This is a genomic window from Clostridium sp. AF34-13 (assembly GCF_003477845.1).
GTDB lineage: Bacteria > Bacillota > Clostridia > Lachnospirales > Lachnospiraceae > Butyribacter > Butyribacter intestini.
Genome location: NZ_QUEB01000004.1, coordinates 105583 through 125763 on the forward strand (window position 1 = coordinate 105583; position 20181 = coordinate 125763).

13 protein-coding genes are annotated in these 20181 nt (G+C 36.6%); 11 read left to right on the plus strand and 2 right to left on the minus strand.

What is annotated here, in order from left to right:
• Positions 1-74: 74 nt before the first annotated feature.
• Positions 75-5585 (plus strand): InlB B-repeat-containing protein, encoded by a 5511-nt coding sequence (locus DWZ63_RS04885; RefSeq protein ID WP_118498934.1) that lies wholly within the window; start codon positions 75-77, stop codon positions 5583-5585.
• A gap of 52 nt (positions 5586-5637) precedes the next feature.
• Here DWZ63_RS04885 and DWZ63_RS04890 read toward each other — a convergent pair whose 3' ends face one another.
• Positions 5638-6432 (minus strand): hypothetical protein, encoded by a 795-nt coding sequence (locus tag DWZ63_RS04890; RefSeq protein ID WP_055941883.1) that lies wholly within the window; start codon positions 6430-6432, stop codon positions 5638-5640.
• A 260-nt stretch (positions 6433-6692) separates the two neighbouring features.
• Here DWZ63_RS04890 and DWZ63_RS04895 point away from each other — a divergent pair, with 260 nt between their 5' ends.
• The 5 genes from DWZ63_RS04895 (at position 6693) to DWZ63_RS04915 (ending at position 12317) form a co-directional block, all read left to right on the plus strand.
• Positions 6693-7316, plus strand: a complete 624-nt coding sequence (locus DWZ63_RS04895) for a cell wall hydrolase (RefSeq protein WP_022015060.1) — start codon at positions 6693-6695, stop codon at positions 7314-7316.
• 268 nt (positions 7317-7584) lie between these two features.
• A complete protein-coding gene (gene thrC, locus DWZ63_RS04900; RefSeq protein WP_118498936.1) occupies positions 7585-9072 on the plus strand; it encodes a threonine synthase in 1488 nt (495 codons plus the stop codon).
• A gap of 191 nt (positions 9073-9263) precedes the next feature.
• Positions 9264-9986 carry a 30S ribosomal protein S2 gene (rpsB, locus tag DWZ63_RS04905; protein WP_022015058.1) on the plus strand — a complete coding sequence of 241 codons (723 nt, stop codon included), beginning with the start codon at positions 9264-9266 and terminating at the stop codon, positions 9984-9986.
• 27 nt (positions 9987-10013) lie between these two features.
• Positions 10014-10946, plus strand: coding sequence for a translation elongation factor Ts (gene tsf / locus DWZ63_RS04910; RefSeq protein WP_022015057.1), 933 nt, complete (start codon positions 10014-10016; stop codon positions 10944-10946).
• A 213-nt stretch (positions 10947-11159) separates the two neighbouring features.
• Complete coding sequence (locus DWZ63_RS04915) at positions 11160-12317, plus strand: M20 family metallopeptidase (protein WP_118498938.1); 1158 nt, start codon at positions 11160-11162, stop codon at positions 12315-12317.
• Positions 12318-12661: 344 nt separating this feature from the next.
• On the opposite strand, the gene DWZ63_RS04920 is transcribed toward DWZ63_RS04915, so the two are convergent.
• A complete protein-coding gene (locus DWZ63_RS04920; RefSeq protein WP_118498940.1) occupies positions 12662-14440 on the minus strand; it encodes a bifunctional homocysteine S-methyltransferase/methylenetetrahydrofolate reductase in 1779 nt (592 codons plus the stop codon).
• Between the two features lie 397 nt (positions 14441-14837).
• Here DWZ63_RS04920 and purM point away from each other — a divergent pair, with 397 nt between their 5' ends.
• The 5 genes from purM to DWZ63_RS04945 all read left to right on the plus strand — a co-directional run bounded on the left by purM (position 14838) and on the right by DWZ63_RS04945 (position 20158).
• Positions 14838-15866 carry a phosphoribosylformylglycinamidine cyclo-ligase gene (gene purM / locus DWZ63_RS04925; protein ID WP_118498942.1) on the plus strand — a complete coding sequence of 343 codons (1029 nt, stop codon included), beginning with the start codon at positions 14838-14840 and terminating at the stop codon, positions 15864-15866.
• Positions 15867-15983: 117 nt separating this feature from the next.
• A complete protein-coding gene (gene purN / locus DWZ63_RS04930) occupies positions 15984-16622 on the plus strand; it encodes a phosphoribosylglycinamide formyltransferase (protein WP_055941903.1) in 639 nt (212 codons plus the stop codon).
• Positions 16623-16675: 53 nt separating this feature from the next.
• Entirely contained in the window at positions 16676-17953 is a 1278-nt protein-coding gene (gene purD / locus DWZ63_RS04935; RefSeq protein ID WP_118498943.1) for a phosphoribosylamine--glycine ligase, read from the plus strand.
• A gap of 137 nt (positions 17954-18090) precedes the next feature.
• Positions 18091-19332, plus strand: coding sequence for a serine hydroxymethyltransferase (gene glyA, locus DWZ63_RS04940; RefSeq protein ID WP_022015050.1), 1242 nt, complete (start codon positions 18091-18093; stop codon positions 19330-19332).
• Between the two features lie 166 nt (positions 19333-19498).
• On the plus strand, positions 19499-20158 hold the full coding sequence (locus tag DWZ63_RS04945) for a lactate utilization protein (RefSeq protein ID WP_118498945.1): 660 nt from the start codon (positions 19499-19501) through the stop codon (positions 20156-20158).
• Positions 20159-20181: the final 23 nt, after the last annotated feature.

A 20181-nucleotide genomic window follows, 5' to 3' on the forward strand; every position in this document is an offset into this window, starting at 1 on the left:
TCTGCACAATTTAATCAAGATTTATGATAGTTTCGCAAATATCTAAGTACATTTTATGACGAGGAGATTTCATTATGAAAACAAATTTTAAGAACGAAAAACAGATTGCATCAATGATTATACTTACGGCTCTTCTTATCCTTAGTGTTATTATGGTCGTGAACTTTGGAAAAGCCAGTGGTGGCACATTTGAATTTTCTAATAATGGAAATACATATACGGCTACCTTTGATTGCATCAATATCGAAAAAGAAGCAACAAACTTTCGTATAACAAAGATTGAACAGAAAAATAACACCTCTAAGATTGTTTGTCCTACAGAGATTAAAATCCCGGACAGTATTATAATAGGAAGTAACTCCTGCAAGATTACAAGCATCGGCGGTGGAAAAGGTAAGCCTTTTATCTGTGATGATACTTTTAATGGCGGTAATCTGAAAAATGTGTATAACAATGCAGAAACGCTTGCTGTTTCTTTACCGGATAGTGTTACTGAAGTTAAAGAAAATGCTTTCAGTAATGGTACAAGTGATATAAGTGCATCTACTGACATAACTACACTTACTAAAGTGACTATGAATGGTGTCGTGAAAGTAGGAGATTATGCTTTTAGTAATTGCATAAGTATTGAAAATCTTTCACTAAACAGTGTGGAAACAATCGGAAACTATGCTTTTAACGGTTGCAGCAGTATTAGTAATCTTTCACTAAACAGTGTGGAAACAATCGGAAACTATGCTTTTAATGGTTGCGGTAAAATAAGAAATTTAATTCTTCCAAAATCATGTTTGTTTGTTGGTAATTGTGCTTTTGGCGAAGGAACAAAAAATATAAATTTGTTTGTATTAAATCCTAATACCAATTTCAATGGAACAGTAAGTGGCTTTTCAGGTAAACAGATTGTTTCTTATAAAAATTCTGTTGCAAAGGACTTCGCAGGAGATAAGTTTAAAACTTTTACTCAGTACAAATCTGAAATGGGAAGTTTCCCTTCCGGATGCGATTTCCCTGCTTCTGATACTTCTTTTAAAGCTGTTTTCTCTACAGATGGCAGTGATTTGTATTCAGACAGCAAGGTTACAAATACTCCTAATCTTGCAGGTGACGGTGTATATTCTTCTTATGTATATCTCACTAATGAAATGATTGCAGGTAACAGTGGTATTAAGACAACAGTTAATAAAGCATACACTACATCTTCTGACAACAACAGTAAATATACTTTTAAAGGATTTTATATCGGTTCAAAACAGCTTTTTAACGAAAAAGGTGAGTTAAGCACAAAGAATGTTGCTGATTTTTCAGTTAAGAATGAGACTACAACCATATATTCAAGATTTCAGGGTAAGATTTATTCAGTTAAGTTTTACAACTGTGTAAATGTCAACAGTAATGGCAAAAATGAAATGACAATAGCAGGACTCAGCAAAGATACTCATGCTTATTCCGATGATGACAGCAACGAGTACATTGCTACTTCTTATGAATATGGCAAGGAATTTTCACTCCCTGTTGAGAGTGCATCATCTTTTAACAGATACGGTTATAACTTTAAAGGCTGGTATGAGTATGAAAATGACAAGACAAATGAAGTTGTAACAAAGATTGAGAAAGGTTCTTCAGGAGATAGAACTTTTGCGGCAAAATGGTCTGCTAAAACTTACAAAATCTCATTTAATTTCAACGGTGGACATAAGGCAAAAGATAATGAAACTTATCCGACAATTCACAAATATGGAACAGCTCAGATAAAATTCAACACTCCTGTAAAGAACGGTTATGATTTTGCAGGCTGGCTTTTAGCTTCAACAAATACTATTCAGAACAGTTACACAAGGTATCAGACAGAAGATGCAACATATACTGCTCAGTGGACTCCGCACAAATATACAGTCACATTTGAAACAGGTACAAAAGAGAATATTGCACCGACAGGTTTTGATATTACAGGAAATAAGATTGACTTAACTTCAAATGATTTCATCCCAACAAAGAAAGGTAATAAATTCCTTGGTTGGTTTGATGTTAAGGGAACAGAATATAAGACAGTACAGTATGGTGTAAGTAAAAATACCAATTATGGTACTTTAGAAGATGTTACTTTCTATGCAAAGTGGAAACCAAATCAGTACAATGTTATATGCAACCTTGACGGTGGATATATTGACAACTATCCAATGAACACAGACGGAACTATTGATATGGTTCATGCTTATGGTGTATCTGAAGCACTTCCTTTAGTGCCTGAAAAAACCGGATATTCGTTCTTAGGATGGGTTCTGACAGATTTAAATGATGGTACTTATACAGAAAAAATTCCGGCTGATTTAGACCATGATGCTACATTTGTTGCTAAGTGGAGTAAAGATGATTACAAGATTTCTTATGATTTAGACGGTGGAAATGTAGATGCTGCTCTTACATCAGTTTACAACATTGATACAGACACGATTACACTTCCTATACCGACAAAAGAGGGATATTCTTTCAGCAAATGGATTGACCTTGATACAAATAATGAGATTAAATCAATCGTTAAAGGTACTGTCGGAGATAAGAAACTTAAGGCTCTCTGGGTAGCAAATTCATATAAGATTAACTATGCAGCAACAGAGGAAAATGAAGCACTTACGAAAGAAAGGATTTTTGCTGATGATGTAGTTTTGGCAAATCCTACAAGACAGGGATATATTTTCAAAGGTTGGTATGACAATGCAGATTTAACCGGTTCTGCTTATACATCTGACAGACTTAAAAACCTTGCATCTGATGTGACATTATATGCCAAATGGTCTCCGGCTCAGTATAAGATTACTTATGATTTAGGTCTTGGTTCTACTTATGCTACAATGCCTGCTTATTCAGATACTTATACCGTAGACAGTCCGGTTGTATTACCTATTCCGGTATGGACTGGACACACATTTAAAAGCTGGGATTTAAACGGAACGAATATAACAACAACAGCAGGTCTTTTAGGTGATGTTACTGTAAAGGCAATCTGGAATGAAGATGTGTTCAAGATTACTTACAAATTAAATAACGGAACACTTCCGGATGAAGATTATGCAACAACTCATTATTACGGTGTTTCAGAGTCATTACCTACACCTAAGCGAAGCGGTTATGATTTTAAAGGCTGGTACATGGATGAAAACTTTACAACAGCAACATACAAAACAGTTGATGCCACGGTGTCAGAAGATGTTACTTTCTATGCGAGATGGACACTTAATACATATACTATTTATTACAACTTAGGCAGTGCAAAAAGCAATGGCGGCACATTTGATAAGGAAAGCCAGACATTTAATGTTAATGAAGATGTAGAACTCAATGTTCCGACATGGGAAGGACATACCTTTAAAGGCTGGGTTACTGAGGACAACGAAGTTATCACAAAGATAAGCAAAGGCACTTACAAGGATATGAAACTTACTGCTGCATGGAATACGGACAGTTCAACAATCTCATATGAGACAAATGGCGGTACGATAAATGATGATAATGTCAATTACAGACACCTTTTAGGTGACTCAGAGGGACTTCCATACAATGTAACAAAGCCGGGATATGTTTTCAAAGGATGGTATGACAATGCAGAGCTTTTAGGTGATGTTTATACACAGACAAAAAAATCTGAAAGTAAGGACATGAAATTCTATGCAAAATGGAACGGTGCAGTCTACAGTTATACATTCAAACTTGATGGCGGTACACTTGCAAAAGACAGCAATATCAATGATGAGTTCTTTGATGAAACAAACAACACAATCAAAGAAACATTCGGAGAAACGATAAAACTTCCTAAAGTTTATAAATCAGGCTGCAACGCAAGTTCAGAGTGGAAGATTACAACAGCAGGATATGAGGGTGTGACAGTAAAAGAGGGCAGCAAAGTTGATTATCCTGACGATATAACACTTGAACCAATATGGACAGGTGGAACTCATAAAGTATTCTTTGACGCTGACGGCGGTTCATTTAAGAGTGGTTATGAGGAACTTGCAAAAGAAAATGACAGATATTATAAGAGTGTAAAATACAGTATAGATACAGACTTACAGTATTATGGTACACTTCCGGTAGTAGAAAAGGATGGGTACACATTCTTAGGATGGGCTACAAAAGATAAAGAGTTTGTCGTAGAAACAGATGAAGTGAAGCTCGCAACAGATACAGTGCTTTATGCTCAGTATAAAAAGAATGAAAAGACTACTTCATATCAGAAAGATGTAACCGTAAATGAGGATTGGGATGTTGACCCAAATGATTTAGACTCATATACGCTTCTTGATGAAAATGTAGCACTGGAAGAACCTGAAGCAAAAATCGCATGGTTTAAAACAAAAGCGGTAGGAGAGAACTATCTGGCTATAGATGATGCTGCCGGCAGAGGTCTTTATAAAGCAATGTGGAACTATTACCATGATGGAAAAAATGTCAATAAAGGCATTAAATTCTCCATCAATACAGGTGACGGCTTAGGTTTGTTTAATGTATATACCTGTTTTACGGAAGACCATCCGGAACTTTCATGGATGAGAGGCTGCGGTGTAGATATGGCTGCCGGGTCAAATGGAAGAACATATTGTTATATGCACCCTTCATATGATTATAATGCAAGTGAGGTAATCAGAAACTTTAATACTGTTGAAAACTCAGACAGATACCAAAACTTACTCAAAAAAGTAAAAAAAGGTAAGACAACAGCAGATACGCTCGATAATATCGCAAGAGTAATATGTGCTAATCTTGCATATACAGAAGATAAAGACAAAAAAGGTAACTATTCATCAAAATACCGTGATGCGGCATATGTAATCAACCAGTCAGAAAAACATGAATGTGTCTGTGTCGGATATGCTTATACATTCAAAATGATGTGCAATTACTTTGGAATTGACTGTGTAAATGTAGGGGGAGATGCTGAGGGCGGTCATGAATGGAACTATGTAAAAGTGGGTAAGAAATATTACGGTGTTGACCTTACATGGATGGACAGCGGCAGCAAACAGCAGAATGTTTACTGTTATCTTGAAGATGCTAAAACATTTGGTGTAAAGGGCTATGATAAATCAAATTTAAGAAAAAGTGATTTGTATATCGAAAAATATATAACACTTGCAACAACACCATATAAAAGAAATGTTACCGTAGGCAAATTCAAATACCAGATAACAGGTGGAGGAGAATGTACGCTGACAGGAGCGACAGCTAAAGGTAAAAAAGTTACGAATTTAACCATAAACAAAGGGGTAATTTATAACGGTCTTACCTACAGTATCAGTAAAATAGGTGATAAAGCTTTTAAAAATAACACTTATCTGAAAAAAATAAATATTACAGCCGTCAAAAAAATTAAGACATTTACGGTAGGAAAAAATGCTTTTGAAGGATGTAAAAATATTAGAACGATTACATTAAATAACAGTTTTGGCAAAAAAATTAACTTTTGCAATAAATCATTTAGATTAGGAAACAAAAAGAAATGCCGTGTAAGCATTATTTCTTCTAAAAAACTGAAAAAAGATACTGTTAAGAAATTAAAGAAAGCAGGATTAAAAAAGTTTACCACAAATTAAACCACAAAAAATCAGCCACGGCAGCATTTATCTATCGTGGCTGATTTTATAATTATTTTTGAAAAATTTTTGACGGAATATGTATTTTTCTATATATTTCCATGTATTCTTCATTTGAGTAATCATTTATATAATTTTTTTCATAATTGGTCGTGCAGTCATTATCCGCAAGCATATCAACCGCCTTATTATAGGCGATGGCAGCGTGCTCTATCTTGTCATACTTTCCTATAAGATTGTAACCGTTTATATGAATTTTGGATATGTAAGAAGTTATACCGTTGGCGGTTTCAACGGTAACTCCCTGATATGGATTTATTATCTCAATATTCGCATATCTAAAATCATTTATATCTCCGTTTACAAATCTGAAATCAATATCTTTTCTTGCAAAATTTCTTATGCCGTACCTCGATGCGATATTTGTCTGCATACCGTATTCAGCAACAAACAGATGTGTTCCTCGTCTCATTATAGAATGGTTAGAATAGTAGAAAAGGTCATCTACATCAAAAGTAAGCACATCATTTTTTGAAAGGTAGTAGTTGAAAAATTTATTACGCATATATATCGGTGTTTTGATATATATTCCATTATTTTTAAAATTTATCAGAGATACCCATTTTTTAAAATCAAGCTTTTGACATATTGTTTTAGAAAAATCATCCGGAAGATATGTGTTTTCACTTTGAATTATAGCTGTTGCATCATTATATGCTGCATTGGCGTCCTCCTCATTATCAAAACTTCCAAGACTTATATGTTTTGAGCGGAATGTTATGGAACTTCTGTAATAAACATCCCCATTTTTCTTTTGAGCCTTAAATACTCCGGGTAAATTTTTCATAAATATGTTTCTCCTGTTTATTATTTGTCTTTGGAAAATAAACTAACTATATTGATTTTAACATTTAAGAATTTAAAATACAACATAAATAAAACCTTTATCAAATTAAGCAATGCATCTGTAATGCTGTTGCAAGTGTATAATATTATAAAAAGTATTGAAAATTAAATGCAATACATAAAATAGCGTGTATAAATTATTACAAATATGTGAATAATTTTACAAAAGTATTCATATATTGTTATGTAAGGAGAATTTATATGTATAATAACAAAATATTTATTATGATAATGGCTGGCAGTATGACTATGGGATTATTAAATTCAAGCGACTGCCTTTCTAAAACAATTAAAGAAAACAATGTTGTGATAATGTCAGAAAATGAATATGGCATAAAAAACAGAGCAAATATTAAAAAGATTTCAAATCTGAAACGGCTGCATGATGAAAGACTGAAAGCATACAGGGTAAAACAGATTAAAAAAGCCTGTGGCGTAAGCGTAACTGCAACTGACAGAAAAATTCTTGAGAGGATAGTTGAAGCAGAAGCAGGCGGCGAGGATCATAAGGGTAAAGTGCTTGTCGCAAATGTTGTTTTAAACAGAGTTAAAAATAAATCATTTCCATCAACGATAAAAGATGTAGTTTTCGCACACAGAGGTGGGACATACCAGTTCTCGCCTATAATGGACGGAAGATATTATACAGTAAATGTATCTGATGATACAAAAAGTGCCGTAAAAGATGCCTTAGCAGGTGTAGACCATTCGGCAGGTGCATTGTACTTTATGGAACGGGCACTTGCTGACAAAGGTAATGTATCATGGTTTGACAGATGCCTTACAAGACTGTTTAGGTATCACTGTCATGAATTTTATAAGTAAATACAACTTTATGTACTGGAAAGCAAAGATATGACAAGATAATAGAAAATCAATGTTTTTATATAGATAAAACAATGTTTATAAAGGAGTGGTGGGAAAATTAGGATGATAGTACATTGTAACATAAAAATATCTTGATATATAGTTAGAATATGTCAGAAACATTCTTGCAATAACTTCTTTCATACTGTATAATGTATCATTAAAAGACAAAAAGATAATTATTTAATGACTGTACTATATATGGTGCGGCGGAATGGAGGAAATAATGGAACTTATGTATCAGAGCACTCGAAGCGAGGGCACAAAGGTTACTGCATCACAGGCTATCTTAAAAGGTCTTGCGGATGACGGCGGACTTTTTGTACCTGTTAGTATTCCAAAACTTGATGTATCTTTAGAAGATATATCTAAGATGACATATCAGGAGACAGCATATGAAGTTATGAAGCTGTTTTTCACTGACTTTACGGAAAATGAATTAAAGACCTGCATCGAGAGAGCATATGATTCAAAGTTTGACACAAAAGAGATTGCTCCGCTTGTGAAGAAGTCAGATGCATACTATCTTGAGTTATTCCACGGTGCAACGATTGCCTTTAAAGATATGGCACTTTCAATACTGCCTCACCTTCTCACAACATCAGCTAAGAAAAACAATATCAAAAATGAGATTGTTATACTTACTGCTACTTCAGGAGATACAGGAAAGGCTGCTCTTGCCGGATTTGCAGATGTTGAGGGAACAAGTATTATCGTATTTTACCCTAAAAACGGCGTAAGCAAGATTCAGGAACGCCAGATGGTGACACAGAAAGGTGCAAACACAAAAGTTGTCGGCATCACAGGAAACTTTGATGATGCACAGAGCGGTGTTAAGGCAATGTTTAACAACAAAGAGCTTGCAAAAGTGATGGACGAGCACGGATACCAGTTCTCATCTGCAAACTCTATCAACATCGGCCGTCTTGTACCACAGGTTGTTTACTATGTTTATTCATACACAAGACTTCTTGCAAACGGAGATATAAAGGCAGGAGAGAAAGTAAACTTTGTAGTACCTACAGGAAACTTTGGAAATATCCTTGCAGCATTCTATGCCAAGAATATGGGTGTTCCTGTTGGAAAACTTATCTGTGCTTCAAATGAAAACAAAGTTCTTTACGATTTCTTTGAGACGGGTGTTTACGACAGAAACCGTGAGTTTATCCTTACTTCATCACCATCTATGGATATTCTTATCTCAAGCAACCTCGAAAGACTTATCTTTAGAATTGCCGGGGATGATGCCAAGAAGACAGCAGACATGATGGACGCTCTTAAGACAACAGGAAAATATACTATCACAGATGAAATGAAATCAAAACTTGCTGACTTCACAGGCGGATGGGCAAGTGAAGAGGACACTGCAAAAGAGATAAAGAGAGTATTTGATGAGACAGGTTATGTAATGGATACTCATACGGCAGTAGCATCTTCCGTATATCATACATACAAAGAAAAAACAAACGATGATACAAAGACAATCATCGCGTCAACAGCAAGCCCATACAAGTTTGGCACAAGCGTTATGAGTGCCATCGACAAAAAGTATGAGGGAATGGACGATTTTGCCCTTATCGATGGGCTTTGCAAAACATCAGGAGTTAAAATTCCAAATGCAGTTGAAGAAATCCGTACGGCACCTGTACTTCATGATACAGTATGTGAGACAAAGGATATGCAGAAAACAGTTGAGAAAATCTTAGGATTGTAAAAATATTACTTGCAAACCAAAAAATATTATGATATAGTAGGTATGTTGTGTGCATTGTCGCATGACATACCTATTAATTTATTATCAATCACATATGCGGATTTCGTATCGGTGCCTTGACATAGTAACGCCATGTCAAAGGTCTTATGTTTGGAAGCATATGGAAGAAGAAAAACCATGGAGGTACAATTATGAGCGTTATTTCAATGAAACAGTTACTTGAAGCAGGTGTTCACTTTGGACATCAGACAAGAAGATGGAACCCTAAAATGGCTGAGTACATCTACACAGAGCGTAATGGTATTTATATCATCGACTTACAGAAATCTGTAGGTAAAGTAGATGAAGCTTACAATGCTGTTAAAGACATCGTTGCAAACGGTGGTTCTATCCTTTTCGTAGGAACAAAGAAACAGGCACAGGATTCTATCAAGACAGAAGCTGAGCGTTGTGGAATGTATTATGTAAACGAGAGATGGCTTGGTGGTATGCTTACAAACTTCAAGACAATCCAGACTCGTATCAAGAGATTAAAAGAAATCGAGACTATGTCTGAAGATGGTACATTTGATGTTCTTCCTAAGAAGGAAGTTATCCTTATCAAAAAAGAGTGGGATAAGCTTGAGAAGAACCTCGGCGGTATCAAAGATATGAAGAAGCTCCCTGACGCTATCTTTGTAGTAGATCCAAAGAAAGAAAGAATCTGTATTCAGGAAGCACATACACTTGGTATTCCTCTTATCGGTATCGCAGATACAAACTGTGATCCAGAAGAACTTGACTATGTTATCCCAGGTAACGATGATGCTATCAGAGCCGTTAAACTTATCGTTTCTAAGATGGCTGACGCAGTTATCGAAGCTAACCAGGGTGAGTCTATGGCAGAAGAAGCAGCTGAGGAAGCTGACGCATAATCAAATTTTAAATAGGAGGATTCTAAAATGGCAATTACAGCTAAACAGGTTAAAGAGTTAAGAGAAATGACTGGTGCCGGAATGATGGATTGTAAGAAAGCACTCGGTCAGACTGACGGAGATATGGACAAGGCAGTAGAGTGGCTTAGAGAGAACGGTCTTGCTAAGGCTGCTAAAAAGTCTGGTCGTATCGCTGCAGAAGGTATCGTTGCAGTTGATGTTTCAGAAGATGGAAAGACAGCTTCTATCGTAGAAGTAAACTCTGAGACAGACTTCGTTGCTAAGAACGAGAAATTCCAGGATTATGTTGCAGAAGTTGCAGCTCAGGCTAAGACAACATCAGCAGCAGATATCGATGCTTTCCTTGCTGAGCCTTGGGCACTTGACACAAGCGTTACAGTAGATGAGAAGCTTAAAGCTATGATCGCTGTTATCGGTGAGAACATGAACATTCGTCGTTTCGCTAAGATTGAGACAGAGGGAACAGTAGTTTCTTATATCCATGCAGGCGGAAAGATTGGTGTTTTAGTTGAAGCTGACACAGCCAATGCAACTGACGCAGTTAAAGAGTGCTTAAAGAATGTAGCTATGCAGATTGCTGCATTAAATCCAAAGTATCTTTCATCTGATGATGTAGATGCTGAGTACAAAGAGCATGAGAAGGAAATCCTTCTTGCACAGGCTAAGAACGATCCTAAGAATGCTAACAAGCCTGATGAAATCATCGAGAAGATGATTACAGGTCGTCTTAACAAAGAGCTTAAAGAGGTTTGCCTTCTTGAGCAGGAATATGTTAAGGCTGAGAACAAAGAGAATGTTAAGAAGTATGTAGAGAGCGTTGCTAAGGCTGAGGGAGTAAGCATCAACCTTAAGAGCTTTGTTCGTTTTGAGACTGGTGAAGGTCTTGAGAAGAAAGAAGAAGACTTCGCAGCAGAAGTTGCAGCTCAGATGGGCAACTAATCTCATATTTTGAATGTCAGATGCTTCGTTATTTGCGAATGTCTGTTTTAATCATAATTTTAAAAAACCCTATAGGTGTTGGAAAAATCTGATACTTATAGGGTTCTTTCTTAATTAGCATTTTTAAATTACAGCAGCAATAACCTGAATGTGAGTTAGACTAATGAGACTGAAAGTGATAACAATAAGGCTAAAATATAAACGAGGACTAGAATGAAAACAACAAAATTTAAGGATTATCAAAATGAAATAGTGGAACTCAGACGATATTTTCATGCACACCCGGAACTCAGCTTAAAAGAATATTCAACTGCCGACTATATAGAAAAATATTTAAATAAAAATGGAATTGTAACGAAAAGAATAGGGGAGTGTGGCATAACTGCCGTTATATACTCTGGAAATCCAGGTGCAAAAGTCATAGCAGTGCGTGCTGAAATGGATGCGATAGCTGTCAAAGAAGAAAATGATATTGAATATAAAAGTCTGAATAAAGAAGTATCACACGCTTGCGGTCATGACGCTATAATGGCGTGTGCACTTGTACTTGCAAAAATATGTAACGAAAATAAATCCGAATTAAAAAATACGATAAAATTTATATTTCAGCCTGCCGAGGAAAATGGAGAAGGAACAGATATAATGCTTAACGGTGGTGTTATGAAATCACCTGATGTAGATTACTTTATAATGTTTCATTTTGTAAATGATGCCCCATATGGAATGGAAGTGCAATATGGCTCTGCATCTGCTGCTATCGGAAAAATGGAAGTGGCAATAAAAGGTAAATCTGCACACTGGTGTAACTCGGATAAAGGCACTGATGCGATTGTGGCATCAAGTGAATTTATATTAAAATTAAACGAACTAAACAGCACATACACCTCAGACCTGCCATTTATAACGGGGATAGGAACGATAAACGGCGGTTCGGCAAAAAATGTTATCGCATCAGATGTTTATATGGAGGGAACACTCAGAGCGGCAAAACCCGAAGATTATCACAAATTATACAATATTATCTTTGACATTGCATCACAGATTGAAGAAAAATATAATGTAAAAGTAGAAATGGATATAACAAAAGAGCCGATACCACCTATAATAAACGACAAATATCTTGTAGACACCACACTGGAATGTGGCAGTAAAATTTGGAACAAAAACTGCCGGCTGGTAGACAAACACTTTCTGTCCGGGGACAGTGCAGCATACTACTTTAATTATGCAAAAGGAGTATTCATCGTATTTACGGCAGAAATCGAAAAAGAAACAAATTATCCTATACATAATGGAAAATTTAATATGGACGAAAGCAGATATTATGATGTAGTAAAAACACTTTATTCTCTGATTGAAAAAATAAAATAAAAAATTGACTTTTTTTCATTTTCACTTGTATATAAAGTGAAAGGAGGCATAATATGAAGTCAAAAATGAGTGCTCATGAATTTGAAATAATGTACGATAAATATAAAAATTTATTGTATAGGATTGCTTTTACTTATCTAAAAGGCAATATTTAAAACTAACAACTATCATTACACAGAAAAAACAGATATAGTATTTTCAGCGAAGAACATTAGAACATCGTCAGTACTTAAGGTGTGTATTTGACACCTTTATGTACTGCTACGATGTTCTCCGAAACGCAAGTTGTCCATGAGTTAGAAAAAGGTACTTCTATTTTTTCGTCAAACTTTATTCAAGCAAGGTTATCCCAAAATCCTATTTAGAAGATAAACCCTGTTGAACGGAAAACTGAAATAATAACCATCCGCAAAATCATCAATATAGGATATTATCTCTTTTGCAAGTTCCACGGCAACTTTTTCGCCGTCCTCCTTTGAGCCGTTTTCAGGATAGCGGTTTACTATCTCATCGGTCACATTTATACCTGCAATCTCATTTTTCATAAAGAGAGCATTTCTGCGGCTTATAAGCGGCATTATACCTGCAAATATACAAGCACCTGTTTCCTCCTTGATTTTTCTGAGTCTGTCGGCTTCTTCTTTTGAAAATACAGGCTGGGTAAGGAAGAAGCTTGCACCTGCGTCCATTTTTCTCTTTGTAGTGTTTATTATTGATTCGAGATTTATGAGGTTCTGGTTTATTGCACCACCATAGTTTAATGGATTTTCATTAAATACTTCCCTGTTCATTTCCTGAGCAATCTTCATAAGACCTACCGAACTGAAATTAAATACGGATTTGACAAGATCTCTCGCTGATGCAGGTACAGGATCGCCTGTTATGATAAGGAAATTTTTAATGTCATTTATCTTTGCACCCATAAACATTGCCCTCATGGCAAATGCATTTTTGTCACGACAGCATACATGAGGCATTACATCGATACCGGTTTCCCTGTAAACTTTTGCTGCCATAAGGACAGAATCGACTCTTGTTCTTCCTGACGGAGAATCCGGAAATGTAAGAACATCGACACCCGCATTTTTAAGATAATGTGCGGATTCAAGAAGTTTCTCATCATCAGTGTTAAAAGGTGGTATAAGTTCAACGGCGATAAATTTTTTGTCTTTCTTTCTGCCGTTCTCATCATATAAAAAGCCGCATCTTTTTGAAACTTTTTCATCAGCCGCATCTGTTTTTTGTATCTTTTTATCAGCCTTTATATCCATGCTCATAATGTCATAAAGAGACTTTATAAACTCAGGAGAAGTCCCACAGCAGCCGCCTATTATATCTGCACCGAGTGAGAGCAGTTCTTTTGTCTTTTCTGCAAAATATTCAGGATGGCTGTTAAATTCCATTCTGTTTCTTGTAAGTACAGGATAGCCTGCATTTGGTATTGCGATAAGCACTTTGTCTTCGGGAAGTTTGATTTTTTCAAGTATATTATACATATGATAAGGTCCGATGCCGCAGTTTAATCCGACGGCATCAACGCCATCGACAGCACATATGTCATTTATAAGATTTTTTGCACTAAGTCCTGATGCACTGTAGCCAAGCTGATTTACGGAGAAAGATACCATTATAAAAAGACCAAGTTCTTTCTTTATCTTAGGTATCACATCCGCAAGGACATCAAGACTCATAAATGTCTCAAACTGTATTATCTCAATCCCTTCATCCGCAAATGTCTTTGCTATATTAAAATATTCATTTATAAGATTTTCATTGGAAACACCTGATACCGTCGAGACAGGACCTATATCACCGGCTATAAATATATCTTTCTTTCCTGAAAGTTTGACTGCTATCTTGGCGAGTGAAACTGCTTCTTTGATATTATCTTCTACAAAAGAAAAGTCTTTCTGCATAGACATAGTATTTGTCGCAAATGTATTTGTTCTTATAAGATTTGCTCCTGCATCCAGATAGGAAGAATGAATGTTTGTCACTCTGTCCTTATGATATATATTTGCATATTCAGGGGCTTCGTTTGTGTGGTATTTTTCTGCATAGTATGTTCCAAAAGAACCGTCTACTAAAATATTGTGTGTTTTTATATAATCTTTAAAATTCATCAATTCCTCATTTCTGCCGATATTACCGCCTGCTGTCTATTCTTGTGATTCAGCCGTATATTATTACCGTGCATTTTAGTAATTTTAAGCTGAGATTAAAAGATGTTTTTTCCTCAACCGGTGTCCTTAAAAAATTTTAGTTTTATGTTTTACAAAAGCATTATGATTTCTAAATCATTTAAGTTTTTTATGACAGGACAGTCTTGATTATACCTTTTTTCACATATAAAAACAAGTTTTTAAACTTTTTCGATAAATTTTCAATGACAAATGATAATATTTGTGATAAAATTTAAAATGTTTATAGTAATTTTGTAAAAAAATTTAATAATATTACAAAATATCTGATAAAAGAACTTGAAAATTTTATGTGCCGCAAGGCAGAATGGAGGCAATAATGGATTACAAAAACGCTGGAGTTGACATCGAAGCAGGCTACAAAGCTGTTGAACTCATGAAAAAACACATTGCAAGCACGATGAGGGATGAAGTGCTTACAGACATAGGTGGTTTTTCAGGTGCATTTTCTATGGAGGCTTTCAAGAACATGGAGCAGCCTACACTTGTATCAGGAACAGATGGCGTTGGTACAAAGTTAAAAGTAGCTTTTGAGATGGATAAGCATGATTCAGTTGGTATCGACTGTGTTGCAATGTGTGTAAATGACATTGCATGTGCAGGTGGTGAACCATTATTTTTCTTAGACTACATAGCATGTGGAAAAAATGAACCTGAAAAGATTGCGTCTATAGTAAGCGGTGTCGCTGAGGGATGCAGACAGTCAAATGCCGCACTCATCGGTGGTGAAACAGCAGAGATGCCTGGTTTTTATCCGGTAGATGAATATGACCTTGCAGGTTTTGCCGTAGGTGTAGTTGACCGTAAAAATATGATAACGGGCAAGTCAATCAAAGAGGGAGATGTACTTGTAGGTATCGCATCTTCAGGTATTCACAGCAATGGATATTCACTTGTAAGAAAAGTATTCCCTATGAAGAAAGAAAATCTTGCAGTAAGTTATGAATCACTTGGCGGAAAGACTTTAGGTGAAACTTTACTTACACCGACTATCATTTATGTAAAAGCACTTCGTTCTGTAAAAGAGGGCGGCGTTACGATAAAAGGATGCAGCCATATCACCGGTGGTGGATTTTATGAAAATATTCCTCGTATGCTTCACGATGGTGTTCGTGCACAGATAAAGGCTGACAGTTACGAGATACCACCTATTTTTGATATGCTTGCAAAAGACGGAGATATTGCAAAAGAAATGATGTATAATACATACAATATGGGTATCGGCATGATGCTTGCAGTTGATGCGGCAGACGCTGATAAGACTGTTGAACTTGTAAATAAGTCAGGTCAGAAAGCATTTATCGTTGGTGAGATTATTAAGGGTGAAAAAGGTGTTACATTAGTTTAATCACTATCAAGCAGGTATTAAGCGGATTGCGAATATTTGTTTTAATCACATTACCAGACAAAAGGCAAAAAGCGGATATATCGTATCCGCTTAATGCTTTATGAGGAGGTTTCATACATGAACGGACAGAAACAAAAGATTGCCGTATGTGTTTCAGGTGGAGGAACAAATCTCCAGGCTATTATTGACAAGATAAATGACGGTACTATCAAAAATACAGAAATATCAGTAGTCATCAGCAACAAACCTGATGCTTACGCTTTAGAGCGTGCAAAAAAAGCAGGTATAGATGCTGTCTGCATCAGACCTAAGGATTATGAAAATCGAGATGATTTTGCGAATACAATGGTTGACACCCTAAAAAAACACGATATTGATCTGGTTGTTCTTGCCGGCTATCTTGTAATAGTCCCTGTAAAGATGATACATGAATACAGAAACAGGATAATAAATATACATCCGTCACTTATCCCGTCACATTGTGGTATGGGATATTACGGGCTTAAGGTACATGAGAGTGTACTTGCAACAGGCAATAAAGTTACAGGTGCAACGGTGCATTTTGTTGACGAAGAAGCAGACCACGGTCCTATCATATTGCAAAAAGCCGTTAAGGTACATGAAAATGATACACCTGAGATTTTGCAAAAGCGTGTTATGGAAGAAGCAGAATGGAATATCCTGCCTGAGGCCATTGACCTGATAGGTGCCGGAAAAGTTAAAGTTATTGACGGCATTGCACATATTGAAGAATAAACAGTTTTTATGTCTTTTTCAAAGAGTACATTGTGTAGAAATGGAGGATGATGATGAAAGTTCTTATAGTAGGAAGCGGTGGACGCGAGCACGCTATAGCATGGAGTGTATCGCAGAGTAAAAAAGTAGATAAGATTTATTGTGCACCGGGAAACGGTGGCATTTCGCAGATAGCTGAATGTGTTGATATTGCTGCAATGGAATTTGACAAACTTGCGGATTTTGCAGAGAAAAATGAGATAGACCTTACGATTATAGGTATGGATGATCCACTCGTAGGCGGTATCGTTGATGTTTTTGAAGAAAGAGGTCTCCGTGTATTCGGACCACGCAAAAACGCTGCTATCATTGAGGGCTCTAAGAGTTTTTCAAAAGATCTTATGAAAAAATACAATATTCCAACTTGTCATTATGAGACATTTAACTCGCCTGAGGAAGCTCTTTTATATCTTGAAAATGCAAGTTTTCCTATTGTTTTAAAAGCTGACGGTCTTGCACTCGGAAAAGGTGTGCTTATATGTCAGACGCTTGAAGAAGCAGAAGCTGGGGTCACAACACTCATGCTCGACAAACAGTTTGGTGAAGCAGGTGACACTATTGTAATAGAAGACTTTATGACAGGTCGTGAAGCATCTGTTCTTTGTTTCTGTGACGGTACTCATATCAAACCTATGACAAGTGCACAGGATCATAAGCGTGCTAAAGACGGGGATAAGGGATTAAATACCGGTGGAATGGGTACATTCTCACCAAGTCCTTTTTATACTGCCGATGTAAAAGAATTCTGTGAAAAACATATCTATCAGCCGACAATGGATGCAATGAAAGCAGAGGGTAGAGATTTTACAGGTATTTTATTTGTAGGACTTATGCTCACTGAGGACGGTCCGAAGGTTCTTGAGTACAATGCAAGATTTGGTGACCCTGAGGCACAGGTTGTGCTTCCTCGTATGGAAAATGATATTATTGATGTCATAGACGCCTGCATAGATGGAAGGCTTAACGAAATCGAACTTTCCTTTGAGGACAATGCGGCAGTATGCGTTGTTCTTGCATCTGACGGTTATCCTGAGCATTATGAAAAAGGAAAGCTTATCAAAGGTCTTGAAAATTTTGAAGGAAAAGACAAAGAGGGTTACTATGCATTCCATGCAGGTACAAAGAAAACAGATGAAGGCATCGTCACAAACGGCGGTCGTGTCATTGGAATAACAGCAAAAGGTGCAAACTTAAAAGAAGCCAGAGCAAATGCTTATAGGGCTACAGAGTGGGTTGACTTTGAAAATAAATATATGCGACACGACATTGGAAAAGCGATAGACGAAGCATAGACATAAATAATAAATTTTTATATAGCTGAAAAATAAATAATAATCAAAAAATACAGATATTTACTGCATTAAAATATAACACCTGTTGTATATTCATGCTGAGATAAATATTAATATAACACAAGGAGGACATTTGAGTGTATTCATTTAGTGAAGTTCAGAATTATGATCCGGACCTGGCAAAAGCTATGGCGGACGAGACACAGAGACAGAGAGACAACATTGAGCTTATTGCATCAGAAAACCTTGTAAGCAAAGCTGTTATGGCAGCTATGGGAAGCACACTTACAAATAAGTATGCTGAGGGTTACCCTGGAAAAAGATATTATGGTGGATGTGAGCATGTAGATGTAGTCGAAGACCTTGCAAGAGACAGAGCAATGAAGCTCTTTGGATGTACTTATGCAAATGTTCAGCCACATTCAGGTGCACAGGCAAATATGACTGTATTCTTTGCACTTATGCAGCCGGGTGATACATTTATGGGAATGAACCTTGACCACGGCGGACATCTTACACATGGAAGCCCGGTAAACTTTTCAGGAAAATATTTTAACTGTGTACCTTATGGTGTAAACAGTGACGGATATATAGATTATGATGAAGTTGAGCGTATTGCAAAAGAGTGCAAACCAAAACTTATCGTTGCAGGTGCAAGTGCATATGCAAGAAAGATTGACTTTAAGAGATTTAGGGAAATCGCAGACGAAGTAGGTGCATATCTCATGGTAGATATGGCACATATCGCTGGTCTTGTTGCAGCAGGTTACCACGAAAGCCCTATCCCTTATGCTCATGTTACTACAACTACAACACATAAGACACTCCGTGGACCTCGTGGAGGTATGATTCTTTCAAGTAAGGAATTTGCTGAAGAGCATAAGCTTAACAAGGCATTATTCCCTGGAATACAGGGTGGTCCGCTCATGCATGTTATCGCTGCAAAGGCTGTATGTTTTAAAGAAGCCCTTGACCCGGCATTTAAAGAGTATGGAAAGAACATCATTGACAATGCACAGGCACTTGCAAACGGACTTATCAAGCGTGGCATCAAAATTGTATCAGGCGGTACAGACAATCATCTTATGTTAGTTGACCTTGCAGACAAGGGACTTACCGGAAAAGAAGTTGAGAAATGGCTTGACGCAGCTCATATCACTTGCAATAAAAACACTATTCCGGACGATCCTCAGTCACCTTTTGTAACAAGTGGTATCCGTCTTGGAACTGCTGCCGTGTCAACAAGAGGTTTTAATACTGATGATATGGATAAAGTCGCAGAAGCTATTGCACTTATCATTGATGATCATGAAGCAAATACTGAAAAAGCAACAGCTATCGTAAAGAGCCTTACAGACAAATATCCTCTTTACGAATAAAAAAATTTTAGAACAAAGAGTCGCTTGCGACTCTTTCGCGCTTGAGTGGAATGTGTAGCATTTATTTCTTTTCCGCGAAATGCACATTCTCACGGAGTTTTTTTTATGTGGCTGTTCACACTTTATGGGTGTGGACAGCCACACTGATTGTAAGGAGGACAACGACATGGATGATTTAGAAATAGAACTTACTCCAAAACAGGAAAATTATCAAAATCTGGCTGAGACGATAATAAATAAGTTTAATACAAGAGGAATTGAGGGATACTATTGCATAGACAGAGAGGAGGCAAATGCAAAAGCAAAGCGTTTTCTGACTCCGGACAGCACTATATCATGGGGCGGTTCGATGACTCTCTCGGAGATTGGTCTTATAGATGACCTTAAAGAATCTGATGATTATATAATATACGACAGGGCAGATGCTAAGACACCGGAAGAAAAAAGAGAACTTTTTGGAAAAATAGTGACATCTGATTATTATTTTATGAGTTCAAATGCCGTAACAATGGATGGGGAACTTGTAAATATTGACGGAACAGGAAACAGGGTTGCCTGTCTTTGCCACGGACCTGAAAATGTTATTCTTATCGTAGGAATGAACAAAGTTGTAAAAAATGTTGAGGAGGCAATATCAAGAGTAAGAAATATTGCCGCACCGCCAAATGCAGTACGACTTTCAAAAAATACACCATGTTCAAAAATCGGAAGATGTGCAGACTGCCAGTCTGATGATTGCATCTGCTGTCAGACAGTAATAACAAGAAGATCTGCTATTTCGGGCAGAATAAAAGTTATACTTGTAGGCGAAGAACTTGGTTATTAGATTTTTAGCTGCACATACTTGAC

Coding starts and splice junctions, on each gene's coding strand:
- DWZ63_RS04885 (WP_118498934.1), top strand. CDS start 75: ATGAAAACAAATTTTAAGAACGAAAAACAGATTGCATCAATGATTATA.
- DWZ63_RS04890 (WP_055941883.1), bottom strand. CDS start 6,432: ATGAAAAATTTACCCGGAGTATTTAAGGCTCAAAAGAAAAATGGGGAT.
- DWZ63_RS04895 (WP_022015060.1), top strand. CDS start 6,693: ATGTATAATAACAAAATATTTATTATGATAATGGCTGGCAGTATGACT.
- thrC (WP_118498936.1), top strand. CDS start 7,585: ATGGAACTTATGTATCAGAGCACTCGAAGCGAGGGCACAAAGGTTACT.
- rpsB (WP_022015058.1), top strand. CDS start 9,264: ATGAGCGTTATTTCAATGAAACAGTTACTTGAAGCAGGTGTTCACTTT.
- tsf (WP_022015057.1), top strand. CDS start 10,014: ATGGCAATTACAGCTAAACAGGTTAAAGAGTTAAGAGAAATGACTGGT.
- DWZ63_RS04915 (WP_118498938.1), top strand. CDS start 11,160: ATGAAAACAACAAAATTTAAGGATTATCAAAATGAAATAGTGGAACTC.
- DWZ63_RS04920 (WP_118498940.1), bottom strand. CDS start 14,440: ATGAATTTTAAAGATTATATAAAAACACACAATATTTTAGTAGACGGT.
- purM (WP_118498942.1), top strand. CDS start 14,838: ATGGATTACAAAAACGCTGGAGTTGACATCGAAGCAGGCTACAAAGCT.
- purN (WP_055941903.1), top strand. CDS start 15,984: ATGAACGGACAGAAACAAAAGATTGCCGTATGTGTTTCAGGTGGAGGA.
- purD (WP_118498943.1), top strand. CDS start 16,676: ATGAAAGTTCTTATAGTAGGAAGCGGTGGACGCGAGCACGCTATAGCA.
- DWZ63_RS04945 (WP_118498945.1), top strand. CDS start 19,499: ATGGATGATTTAGAAATAGAACTTACTCCAAAACAGGAAAATTATCAA.